The organism is Fimbriimonadaceae bacterium, from assembly GCA_023957775.1.
Lineage (GTDB): Bacteria > Armatimonadota > Fimbriimonadia > Fimbriimonadales > Fimbriimonadaceae > JAMLGR01.
Map to the genome: position 1 here is coordinate 1 of JAMLGR010000007.1, position 11,960 is coordinate 11,960.

General features: G+C 65.4%; 9 protein-coding genes. 5 read left to right on the forward strand and 4 right to left on the reverse strand.

The window, feature by feature from the left end:
• On the reverse strand, nt 1–2,415 hold a 2,415-nt coding region (gene polA / locus M9921_07320; GenBank protein MCO5296650.1), incomplete at its 3' end, for a DNA polymerase I.
• A 133-nt stretch (nt 2,416–2,548) separates the two neighbouring features.
• Here polA and M9921_07325 point away from each other — a divergent pair.
• Together M9921_07325 and M9921_07330 are read left to right on the forward strand one after the other, a co-directional pair.
• Nucleotides 2,549–2,887 carry a TfoX/Sxy family protein gene (locus tag M9921_07325; protein ID MCO5296651.1) on the forward strand — a complete coding sequence of 113 codons (339 nt, stop codon included), beginning with the start codon at nt 2,549–2,551 and terminating at the stop codon, nt 2,885–2,887.
• A gap of 121 nt (nt 2,888–3,008) precedes the next feature.
• Nucleotides 3,009–4,304, forward strand: a complete 1,296-nt coding sequence (locus M9921_07330; protein ID MCO5296652.1) for a hypothetical protein — start codon at nt 3,009–3,011, stop codon at nt 4,302–4,304.
• 96 nt (nt 4,305–4,400) lie between these two features.
• Here M9921_07330 and M9921_07335 read toward each other — a convergent pair whose 3' ends face one another.
• Together M9921_07335 and pdxS are read right to left on the reverse strand one after the other, a co-directional pair.
• Nucleotides 4,401–5,621 carry a hypothetical protein gene (locus tag M9921_07335; GenBank protein ID MCO5296653.1) on the reverse strand — a complete coding sequence of 407 codons (1,221 nt, stop codon included), beginning with the start codon at nt 5,619–5,621 and terminating at the stop codon, nt 4,401–4,403.
• A gap of 60 nt (nt 5,622–5,681) precedes the next feature.
• Nucleotides 5,682–6,569 (reverse strand): pyridoxal 5'-phosphate synthase lyase subunit PdxS, encoded by an 888-nt coding sequence (gene pdxS, locus M9921_07340; GenBank protein MCO5296654.1) that lies wholly within the window; start codon nt 6,567–6,569, stop codon nt 5,682–5,684.
• 412 nt (nt 6,570–6,981) lie between these two features.
• On the opposite strand from pdxS, the gene M9921_07345 reads away from it, so the two are divergent.
• Nucleotides 6,982–8,097: a hypothetical protein gene (locus M9921_07345; protein ID MCO5296655.1), complete on the forward strand. Its 1,116-nt coding sequence runs from the start codon at nt 6,982–6,984 to the stop codon at nt 8,095–8,097.
• Between the two features lie 262 nt (nt 8,098–8,359).
• Here the strand turns inward: M9921_07345 and sdhA are convergent, their stop codons facing one another.
• Nucleotides 8,360–10,261 carry a succinate dehydrogenase flavoprotein subunit gene (gene sdhA, locus M9921_07350; protein ID MCO5296656.1) on the reverse strand — a complete coding sequence of 634 codons (1,902 nt, stop codon included), beginning with the start codon at nt 10,259–10,261 and terminating at the stop codon, nt 8,360–8,362.
• 97 nt (nt 10,262–10,358) lie between these two features.
• On the opposite strand from sdhA, the gene M9921_07355 reads away from it, so the two are divergent.
• Together M9921_07355 and flgG are read left to right on the forward strand one after the other, a co-directional pair.
• Nucleotides 10,359–11,072 carry a flagellar hook-basal body protein gene (locus M9921_07355; protein ID MCO5296657.1) on the forward strand — a complete coding sequence of 238 codons (714 nt, stop codon included), beginning with the start codon at nt 10,359–10,361 and terminating at the stop codon, nt 11,070–11,072.
• Nucleotides 11,073–11,169: 97 nt separating this feature from the next.
• Complete coding sequence (gene flgG / locus M9921_07360; GenBank protein ID MCO5296658.1) at nt 11,170–11,958, forward strand: flagellar basal-body rod protein FlgG; 789 nt, start codon at nt 11,170–11,172, stop codon at nt 11,956–11,958.
• Nucleotides 11,959–11,960: the final 2 nt, after the last annotated feature.

Genomic DNA, 11,960 nt, shown 5'->3' on the forward strand with positions numbered 1-11,960 from the left:
GCCCAACTCGTTGCGCACGTGCAGCATCGCGAGTTTGATCATGTCCGCGGCGGTGCCCTGGATCGGCGCGTTCATCGCCTGGCGCTCGGCGTACATGCGCTCGTTGCGGTTCAGGGCGTGGATGTCGGGGAAGTGGCGCCGGCGCCCATACAGCGTGGTGGTAAACCCTTTGCTCTTGGCCTCCTGCACCACCGAATCCGTGAACGCCTTGATGCTCGGGAAGCGCTCGCGGTACTGCTCGATGAGCGCCTTGGCCTCCGAAATCGAAAACGCGCCGCCGAGCTGGTTCGCCAGCCCGAAGTCCGTTACGCCGTACAGCACCGCGTAGTTGAGCATCTTTGAGTAGCCGCGCTGCTCGCGCGTCACCTCCGTCAAGGGCACGCCGTACATCAGCGACGCGGTGACCGTATGCACGTCCTCGTGGCGCTGGAAGGCCCCGACCAACGCCTCGTCGCCGCACATGTGCGCGAGCACGCGCAACTCGATCTGCGAGTAGTCGAACGACGCAAGCGTGAATCCCGGCGCGGCCACGAACGCCTGCCGGATCTGGCGGCCGAGTTCGGTGCGGATCGGAATGTTCTGGAGGTTGGGCTCGTTCGAGGAGAGCCGCCCGGTGGCCGCGACCGTCTGCGAGTAGTTCGTGTGGATGCGCCCGTCCTCGCCGATCATCTTGGGCAGCGAGTCCGCATAGGTGGACTTCAGCTTCGACAGTTCGCGCCAAGCCAACACTTCGCCACAAATGGGGTGCGCGGGGGCGAGCACCTGCAGGATCTCGACCCCGGTGGCGTAGCCCGTCTTCGTCTTCTTGGGAGCGGGAATCGACAGCTTCTCGAAGAGAATCTCTCCGAGCTGCTTGGGCGAGCCGATGTTGAACTCCTCGCCCGCATACTCGTACACCTCGCGCGTCTTCTTCTCGATCTCGATCTGGAGCGACTTCGAGAACTCCAACAGGAACTCGCGGCTCACCGCGATGCCGTGCGCCTCCATCTCCGCGAGCACCGGCACAAGCGGCAGCTCGATCTCGTCCAGCACCTTGCGCTGCGACTCCTTGTCCAGCCGCTCGCCCATCGCCTTCTCAAGGTGCCAGAGCGCCGCCGTCGCTTGTTCGGTGGAACCCGGCGCGCCGAAGTCCGTGTAGCCCTGGATCAGGTCGCGCAACGCGTACTGCGAGCGGCCGGATTGGAGCACGTAGCCCGCAAGCATCGTGTCGAACCGCGGAGCCTGCAATGTCGGCTCGAGGTGCTTGTAGAGCGGCTTGGCGTCGTGGAGGATCGCCCGCGGCAGGGCGGCGTCGAGCAGTTGGAACCCGAACGCTTCGGGTCCGCGCCGCACCTCGTTTCCGACCGCCACGTAGGCCGTGCGGGTGGGCTCGTCGAACATGCTCCCCTGCTCGCCCTTCACCTCGAACGTGAGCGCGAACGGACGGTCCCCGACCCACGCGAGAAGCTGCTCGAAGGTACCGGCCTCGGCGAGCTTCACCTCGAGGGACTCCTCCACGACTTCCGCCGCGGTCGCGTCCGTGCGGGGCGGGGCGCCGTCCCGGTAGGGCCCCAGCACGAGGTCCATGCGCCGCACGGCCGTTCGGAACTCGAACGATTCCAGCATCGCCTTCGCGGCCTCGAACTCGTTGTCGTCGAGGATGAACGGCTCGAAATCGTACTCGAGCGGGACCTCGCGGTTGATCGTCGCCAGCCACTTGGACTTGAGCATCTGCTCCTTCACCGGCTCGATCTTCTTCTGGAACTTGGGCTCCAGTTCGTCGAACCGTTCAAGGACCTGCTCGATCGGCCCGAACTGCTGGAGGATCGTCGTGGCGCCTTTGTCGCCGATGCCGGGCACACCGGGGATGTTGTCGCTGGTGTCGCCGCAGATGGCTTTGTAGTCCGGCACGAGTTCGGGCCCGAAGCCGTACCGCTCGTGCACCTTGGCGGTGTCGTAGGTGATGGTCTCCGTCACGCCGCGCTGCATGGTGAGGACCGACACATGGTCGTCCACGAGTTGGAGACTGTCGAGGTCGCCCGTGACGATGGTGGTCTCGTACCCGTTCTCCTCGCCGAGGCGGCTGATGGTGCCCACCACGTCGTCGGCCTCGAACCCTTCGACCTCGATGCTGGGAATGCCGAGGGCGGCGATCAGGCCGCGCGCTTCGGGCAGTTGCACCTTGAGCTCCGGCGGTGTCTCGCGTCGGGTGCCCTTGTACTCGGCGTACTCTTTGTGCCGAAACGTCTTTCCGGGCGCATCCAGCGCGACGACGATCGCGTCGGGCTTCACATTCTCCAGAAGGTAGAAGAGCATGCTCGTGAACCCGTAGAGGGCGTTCGTGGGGCGGCCGTCCGCAGTAGAGAGGAAGCGCGTGGCGAAGAACGCCCGGTAGAGGAGGCTGTACCCGTCGATCACCACCAAGCGCTTGGCCATGCCCGTACCTTACCTTCGCATCCGCGAGCCGGACAGGAGGACGAAACGGCCGGTTTTCAGGTACAATTGAGCGTCGGCGGGGTTGCTCGTCGGCAACGATTCGGGCCACCTTGGCCTTGGTGTTGGACAGACGATGTCGATGGTTTACCGCCCCCTGCGTTACGAGCAGATGATGAAGGCTGCTGAGAACTACGATGTGCGTGCGCGTCGCATGTTCGGCGGAATGGGGATTTACACGGGCGAGAAGATGTTCGCCTTCCTCTACGAGGACGAGATCGGCCTGAAGCTGGCACCCGAAGACCGCGAGGCCGCGATGGGTCTCGACGGCGCGGGCCCGCTGATCCCGGAAGAGGGCGCCGAGCCCATGCGCGAGTACGTGCAGATGCCCCGCACGGTGCTGGACAACTACGAAGCGTTCATGGAGTGGGTCGAGAAGTCCGCCCAATACGCGTTGCGCAAAAAGGTCCACTAGCCACGCAGAACGAAGGCTCTCGTACCCGCGTCCCCAAGGTATGAAGCGCGTTCGCAAGGTTGGACGGTTCCTTGTCTTGCTTTGCCTCTCGGCATTCGGGGTTGGCCTTGCAGCCCTTTGGGTGACCTATTGGCTTGCCGCGCGCGATTACGACAGGCAGCTGGAACGGGCCAAGTCCCTTGGGCTGACCTATTCCTACGACTCGCTGGTACCTGACCCGCCGCTCGCCGAAGCCGAAAATGCCGCCCCGTTGTACGAAGCCGCGATCGTGAAGTTGGAGGCGCATGGGCCCGACGACGAATCGATTCGCGTGATTCGGGATTCCTTGAGGACAGGCCCGCAGAATTGGGAAGCACTCCGCAAAGCGGTGGCGGATTGGGAACCCTACCTTCCCACCTTCCAACGAGGTGCGGCGTTGGCGCACTGCCGGTTTGAACGGGAATGGGCCGAGGGGGTGATGCTCCCGTTTCCGGAGTTTCCGCCGCTCCGTCAGGCTGCCGAGGCCCTTTGCGGAAGGGCGTTGCTCCAAGCGCGCGATCATGCGGTGCCCGATGCGGTGGAAGACCTTCGGCTGGCGGTCGCCATCGGGCGGCATTGCGGTGAAGAGCCCGTGATGATCGGTTCCTTGGTGCAGTTGGCGGTTCAAGCGCGTGTCTTGTCCGTCGCCAACCTTGTCGTCGATCTCGGCGGGACTCCGGCAATCCAACCCGTCCAGGGGTTGCTCGCCACGATGGGACAGGGACCGGACCTCGCCTACGCGTTGCGCGGGGAAGTCGCGTTCCAGTTCAACGTGTTCTCCTCGTTGGACGAACTTGAGGCGGAGCAGTCAGACAGTGATGCGGTCTTTATGCCGCCGATGCTTCTAGTGAAGCCGCTGTTCGTGAGCTCCTCGCTTGTGCAGCGCGCCTATGAGGCGAGAACCCTCAAACGTTGGTGCGATGCCTTCGAATCCCAGGCGAAGATTGCGGACCCGATCGCGCTCTCGGCGGCCCTCGACCTCGCCGGCGTCGAGCTTGAGCGTAGCCACCACCCGGCCGATCTCCTGGCCAAGATCCTGTTCCCCGTGTTCACCCATGCGGGGGAGGCCTTTGTGCGATTGGAGGCCAACAAGCGCTTACTCGCCGCGTCTTTGGACCTTCGGATGATGCACGCGTTTGAGGCGAGCTACCCTGACACACCGCCGGTGTTACCCAAGGATCCGTTCGACGGCCAGCCGCTGCGGTACCGGCGTGAGGGGGATGGATCCCTGCTGTACTCGGTCGGTGGGGACCGGGAGGATGATGGGGGCCGGGAGAAGGCTGGCTTAGCGAATGGTCAGACAGGCACGGATCTGGCGCTCCACGTTCCGGCCCTTCGCGGGCGGGACACCCGCGCCACATCTGAACCCGGGGTCTTGCTCCGCTCGACCCCTGGCTAAACCATGGGACCCTTCAGGGTCCTCCTACGCAGGTGCATCGCCTGCAGGCACGGACGGCGATTCGAATGCTGGATGCCCGATGTCCGAACGGGGCATTTAGGACTCGCGCTCGGATCGCAGGGTGGGGAGTTGGTCGTTCGACCAGATCTTCCGCATGAATCTCGGGTTCTTGGAGGACATGTCGATCTGGTAGAAGCTGTCGCCGCTCGGTGCGGGAAGGCCCAGGATCTCGGCGAGGTTTCTTGCCAGCCAGCGCTCGATCTTCAGGACGACCATCTTCTTGCGCAGGCGACCCTGCACGTCGCGGTTCAGCACCGTCGGAAGCGTGTTGAGGGTGAGGATCTCGTCGATCGCGGTGCTCGCCATCTTCTCCCGGCCCTCGGCGCTCGCGTAGAAATGGGTGACGCCGAACACGATGCGGCCAGGGTGGATCTGCTTGAGGAACTGGCAGGTCTTCACGACCGTCGAGCCGGTGCGGACCATGTCGTCGAGCAGCACGATGTCGTGCCCCTGGATCTCCTCGAAGGTCGACTCGCTCTTGGGATGCAGCGAGATTTCGACTTGCCGCTCGTCGGTGCGCTTCTTGTCCAGAAGCACGAACTTCGCTTTCGGCATCGCGAGTTGGACGAACATCTCCTTGACGAAGCTGCGTACGCCCTGGTCCGGCGCGCAGAGCGCCAGCCCTTCGCCCTCGGCCCCGAACCGGACGATGTCGGAGTTGCGGAGGTAGTCGATGTAGATGTCGTAGGGGATGAGGTTGTGGAACTTCTTCCCAAACTCCTCGCAGAACAGCGTCTGGACCGCCAGCGAGTGGTTGTGTACGGTCAGAACCCGATCGACGCCAGCGAGGCGGAGCATCTGGGCGTAGAGCTTCGCGGTGAACGGTTGGCCGTCGAACTTCTTGAGGTCCTGGATGTCGCGATCTTCTTCGGTGACTCCCGGTTCGCGGTGGGGGCCCCGATCCTGCGCGCTGTAGAAGAGGTCGGGTTCGAGGAGAATCACCTCTTGCGCGCCGTTCTCTTTGGCGCTGCGCGCGATCAGCATGTTGCGCATCGCGAGGCTTTGGCGGCTGAGGGTCGGGCTCGACGTGCTGACGATCACGACCGTCTTTCCGTCCAGTCGTTGCCCGATGCGGGTGAGGTCGAGTTCGTCGGAGATGAAGCGCGGGCAGAACTCGGAGTTCGCGAACGTCTTCATGCTGATGATGTCCGCGATGTCTTCGGTTTGGCCGACGGCGTACGCCATGTCGATCGCGAAGGGATCTTCAGACGTATTGCTGACCAGAACGACGTTCGGTGCTCCCGTGGTTGTGGTCAAACGATCTCCATCCATCCCTGCCCCGCGCCTCATCCTCTGCCCGCGCGGGAGGCCGGATACCTACCAGCCGCGGGGGGCCAGCAGGTCTGCCTCGGGTATCGACGCCGCGCTGATGCCGACCATCGGCTCGCCAAGATCTCGACTGATCTCCGCGAGCTTCTTCGCGTCCTTGTAGAACAGGACGGCCTCGACCATCGCCTTGGCGCGCCGTTCTGGGTTGCCGGACTTGAAGATGCCGCTGCCGACGAAAACGGTCTCCGCGCCGAGCTTCATCATCAAGGCCGCGTCGGCGGGTGTGGCGATGCCGCCCGCGGAGAAATTGGGGACGGGCAGGCGCCCGTGCTCGTGCACGTGCTGGATCATCTCGAGCGGCGCCTGATGCTCTTTGGCGAGGACGTACAACTCGTCTTCTCGAGAGTTTTGGACCTGGCGGATCTCGGCCATGATCGTGCGCATGTGCCGCACGGCCTCGACGACGTCGCCGGTGCCTGCTTCGCCTTTGGTTCGGATCATCGCGGCACCCTCCGCGCAGCGGCGAAGCGCCTCCCCGAGGTTGCGCGCGCCGCACACGAAGGGCACCGTGAACGCGTGCTTGTCCACGTGGTTCGCCACGTCGGCGGGGGTCAAGACCTCGCTCTCGTCGATGAAGTCCACCTCGAGCGCCTCGAGGATCTCGGCCTCGGCGAAGTGGCCGATGCGGCACTTGGCCATCACCGGAATCGTGACGGTCTTCTTGATGTTGAGGATCATCTCGGGGTCGCTCATGCGGGCGACACCGCCGTCGCGGCGGATGTCCGCGGGGACGCGTTCGAGCGCCATGACCGCCACCGCGCCCGCCTGCTCGGCGATACGGGCCTGATCGGCGTTGACGACGTCCATGATCACGCCGCCTTTCAGCATCTCCGCCAAGCCGACCTTTTCCCGCCACGTCTTCATTGCCGCACCCATTTTCAGGTTCACCTCAGGTTGCAATTGTACCTCTGGGGACGGGAATCGGGAATCGGGAATCGGGAGACGGGGGACGGGAGACGGGAATCGGGAATCGGGAGTGTGGGAGTGCGCGCGCTTGCGCGACGCCTTGAGTTCGCCGAACTCGTTCGGCTCCGGCATGCTCGCAGTCGGTCCCCCGCCCAAAGGGCCGAGGGCATCCCGCCCTCTTCGAGCAGCCCTTCGGCCAGACGTCCCTCCGCCGCGTTGCGGAGAAGGGCCATGGACCGATACAGGTTGGTCTTGCCGCAGCCGTTGGCTCCCACGATGAGGTTCGCACTCTTTAGGGGGAGCGTCAGCGCTCGAATCGAGCGATAGTTCTCCACGCGCAATTCGGTGACGGGCACGGCAACATCGAGTATAAGCCGATTCGATGGACGATCTCCGCGAGCGGGCGCTTCGCCTCGCCGAAGGGCAGGCAGCCACGCCCTCGTCGATCGAGCGCGTGGCGGCGGCGACGTCGCCCGAGGCGGCGCGGTGGGCGTTCACGCAGTGGGAGCTTCGCAAACGCGGTTCCGCGAAGTTCGGGCAGGCGGGCGAGATGCTGTTCGTCCGGGAGGCCCTGGAGCAGGCGACGCACGAAGCCCTCGCCGCCTACCACGCATCCCGGTTCCCGCAGGGCGAACTCGTCGCCGACCTGACCTGCGGCATCGGCGCAGACCTCGTGGCGCTTGCCGCCCGCGGCCCTGCGGTGGGTTTCGAACTGGACGCGGAGCGCGCGGCGTGCGCGCGCCACAACCTCGCGGTGCATGGTCTGAGCGCCGAGGTACATGAGCAAGATAGTTTCGGTGCCGAATGGTCTTGGGAGTACGCGGCGGCCGACCCGGCCCGCCGCGCCGGCGGGCGACGGCTGCGCGATCCCGAGGCGTTCGAGCCCGATCCGCGTTCCCTCGCCGAGCGGATGGGCGCCCTGCGTCTCGGGATGCTCAAGCTCTCGCCGATGCTCGCGGACACGTACCTCGAGTCCCTGGGCGGGGCCCTGGAGTTCGTCTCGTTCGGGGGCGAGTGCCGCGAGGCGCTGGTGTGGCTTGGCCAACTGGCTACCCCGGGTCGGTGGGCGGTTTTGGTGGAGAGTGGCGAGCGCCTCGCCGCCGGGGAACCGCCGTTTCCCGTGGACGGCCCGGACGCGGTGGTGTGCGAGGCGGACCCCGCGGCGATCCGCGCCCACGCGCTCGGCACCTTGTGCGAGCAACATGCGCTCACCCCGCTTGGGGACTCGAACGGGTACCTCACCGGCGCATCGCCGCCGGATTCGCCCTGGCTGCGCTCCTACCGCGTGCTGGCGCGTGGCGCGTGGGACCTCAAAGCGCTGCGCTCGTTGCTAGCGGAGCGACGGTGCCGCACACCGGAGATCAAGGTGAGGGGCTGTCCGATCGACGTCGAGAAGACGCGCCGTTCGCTTCGTGCCGACGGGTCGGAGCCCGCCGTCGTGTTGAGCTATCCGGTCGGGAAGCAGATTCGCTATGCGTTAGGGTTGGAGGTGCGATGAATGTCGCTCGGTGCCAGGGACTCGCGGCAAGCCGCTCGGGGCAAGGCGACGAGCAAGCTCGCGCACTCCCAGAAACGGCCTCCGACTCCCGCCACCGTCTCCCGACTCCCGACTCCCGACTCCCGATTCCCGATTCCCGTCTCCCGACTCCCGATTCCCGATTCCCGTCTCCCGACTCCCGATTCCCGATTCCCGTCTCCCGACTCCCGATTCCCGATTCCCGTCTCCCGATTCCCGATTCCCGTCTCCCGTCTCCCGTCCCCTACTCCTTCGTGCCCACGCCCGCCAAGGCGTCCTCGCCCATGATCTCTTTCACGATCTGGTTCTGGTTGATGCGATACTTGCGGGCGCGGGGCTCCATGAAGCTCGTGTCCACGTCCTGCAGCTCGAAGCTCGGGCCGTCGGGGGTCCAGGTGGCCAGGGTGGTCTTCAGCCAGTTCTTGTCGTCGCGGTCGGGCGTGTCCATCTTGAAGTGGGCGCCGCGGCTCTCGTCGCGGAAGTAAGCGCCGCCGACGATGGCCTTCGCGCTTTCGATCATGTGCCCGATGTTGCGCGTGAACGGAACGGCCTGGTTGCTCCAGCCCGAGTCGTCGAGCAGGGCGCACTGCTTTGCGCGCTCGCCCAGATCCACGAGCTCCTGCTTCGCCGTCGCGAGATCCTTCTGCGTGCGCCAGATGCCGCACTTGTTCCACATGATCTCGGCGAGTTCGGCGTGCAGGCGGTAGGGGTTCTCCGTGCCGTTCGACTTGCGCAGGGCGTCGTACTCGTCCTGGCGCTCGCGCCGCGCTTCTTCCAACGCCGAGGCCGGAAGCCCCTCGGCGGAGGCGTCCATCTGCCCGAGGTACGCCTGAATGGCCTGCGCGGTGATCTCGCCGCCGTAGAGGCACGAGAGCAGCGCGTTCGCCCCCAGGCGGTTCGCGCCGTGGTACTGGTAGTCGCACTCGCCCGCGGCATAGAGGCCGGGCATGTTCGTCATCTGGTTGCGCGGCGACGACGTGTCGATCGCGCCCTCGCTGCCCTTGGCGAAGTCCACCCACAGGCCGCCCATCGTGTAGTGCACGGCGGGGTAGATGCGCATCGGCAGCTCGATCGGGTCCTCGCGCATGAACTTCTCGTAGATCTCCAGCACGCCCTCGAGCTTGTCGTTGATCTGCTCGCGGGTCATGCCCTTCTCCTTGTGGAGGTGCGTGATGTCGAGATACACCTGCTGGCGGCCCTTGATGCCGCGGCCCATCCGGCACACGCAGTAGATCGAGAAGGAGACGATGTCGCGCGAGAGCAGGTTGCCGTAGACCGGGTCCAATTCCTCGCAAAAATACCAGCGGTCCGCTTCGGGGATCTCCGGCGCGGGGCGGCTGTCGTCGGGGTCGCGCGGCGTCCAGAGACGCCCGCCTTCGCCGCGCACCGACTCGCTCATGAGACGGCACTTGTCCTCGCCGGGGATCGCCGTGGGGTGGATCTGCACCATCTCAGGGTTCGCGTAGTGCACGCCCTGCTGGTAGCAGATGCTCACGGGCGAGCCGCTGTTGATGATCGAGTTGGTCGAGCGACCGAAAATGAGCCCGTTGCCGCCGGTCGCCATCACCGCGGCATCGCACGCGAACGACTCGATGGCCATCGTGCGCAGGTTTTGGGCGACGATGCCGCGGCAGCGCCCTTCGGAGTCCTTCACCAGGCCGAGGAACTCCCAGCCCTCGTACTTCTCGACGATGCCGTCGACCTCCCACCGGCGCACCTGCTCGTCCAGCGCGTAGAGAAGTTGCTGGCCGGTGGTGGCCCCGGCGTAGGCCGTGCGGTGTTTCAGGGTGCCGCCGAAGCGACGGAAGCTGAGCATCCCCTCGTGCGTGCGGTTGAACGGCACGCCCATCCGGTCGAGCAGGTAGATGATCGCCGGAGCGCGCTCGCACATGCGCATCACGGGGGGCTGGTGGTTGAGGAAGTCGCCACCCGTGATCGTGTCCTCGAAATGCAGGTAGGGCGAGTCGCCCTCGCCGCGCAGGTTCACGGCCCCGTTGATCCCGCCCTGCGCGCATACGCTGTGGCTGCGCTTGACGGGCACCAGGCTGAAGAGTTTGACCTTGACGCCCGCCTCGGCGAGCTTCATGGTGGTCATGAGCCCTGCGAGCCCACCACCCACGACGACGACGGTTCTTTGTGCGGCCATAGCGGTCTTTGGATTGTACCGGGGGGTGGAAACCTGAAGTGGAATGCGAGGTTCTCGGCCTAAACCCCGCAAGATTGCGTGCCGATCTGAAGGTGGGATGAACCGAGGAATCTACGCCACGGCCGCCGGGATGTCGGCAGCGCAAAGCCAACTGGACGTGCTCACGCACAACCTCGCCAACGCTTCGACCCATGGGTTCAAGCAGGACGCGCTGGCCTTCGCCGACAACTACGCGGTCCAGCTCAAGGCGGGCGGTGCACCGATCGGCTCGATGGGCTACGGGCCCTCGCTCCAATCGCAGTACACCGACTTCTCTGTGGGTTCGATCGAGCCGACGGGCAACCCGCTGGACGTCGCGATTCCCAATCCAAGGGGCTTCTTTGCGGTCCAGACGCCGGACGGCGTGCGGTACACGCGGGATGGGGCGTTTACGCTCACGGACGGCACGCTGACCACGCAAAACGGTTTCCCGGTGCTGGACGATCGGGGGACCCCGATCCTCGTGCCCGACGGGGAGATCGCCGTCAGCTCTACGGGCGAAATCGCCGTCAACGGAATTCCGGCCGGCACGTTGGGGGTCTACGAGGGCACCTTCGCCCACGAGGGCCACAACCTCTACACCGCTCCCGATGCCCTCCCCATGGACGCGCCCGAGGTGCGTTCAGGGGCTTTGGAAAGCTCCAACGTCAACCCGGTGACCTCGATGGTCTCCATGGTGGAGATCCACCGCATCTTCGAACTCTCGCAACGCACGATCACGCAACAGGACGAATTGACCCAACGACTCATTCAAAGCCTTCAAGACCGCTGAGGCCGGACCCGCAAGGGAGGCAGCCGGCTCGCCCGAACGGCGAACCGCAAGCACCGTCTGAAGGCGACGACGCACACCGACAGGAGACATCGCCGCCATGATTCGATCGCTCACCACCGCTGGGACAGGCATGATTGCCCAGCAAACCAACCTGGACACCATCGCCAACAACCTGGCCAACGTCAACACCACTGCCTACAAGCAGCAACGGGCCGAGTTCCAGGACATGATGTACCAGACCCTCGCCGCGCCCGGCGCGCCCACCGGGGCGAACTCCAGCCAGCCGGTGGGACTCCAGATCGGCCTCGGCTCGATGTTCTCCGCGAGCGCCACGAACTTCGACCAAGGCTCCCTGCAGAGCACGGGCAACCCCTACGACATCGGCATCAGCGGGGAGGGCTTCTTCCAAGTCCAGATGCCGGACGGCACGACGGCCTACACGCGAGACGGCTCCTTCAAGACCGACGCCAACGGGCTGCTCGTCACGAGCGAAGGGTACGCCGTGGAGCCGAACATCACGGTTCCGGCCGGTGTCACCAACTTCACGGTTTCGCCCGGCGGCATCGTCTCCGTCACCGCGCCCGGGCAGAACGAGCCTCAGGAGCTCGGCCAGATCACGCTCGCAAAGTTCGTGAACCCCGCGGGCCTGCAGCGGCTGGGTCAGAACCTCTACGCGCAGACGGGGGCGAGCGGCGACCCCCAGGTCGTCAACCCCGGCGAAGAGGGTTCGGGGCAGTTGATGGGCGGCGTCCTGGAGGGTTCGAACGTGCAGATCGTCGAGGAGATGGTCCGGATGATCCTCGCCCAGCGGGCCTACGAGATCAACTCGAAGGCCATCCAGACCGCCGACGACATGCTCCAGGTCCTCAACAGCCTCAAGAGGTAACT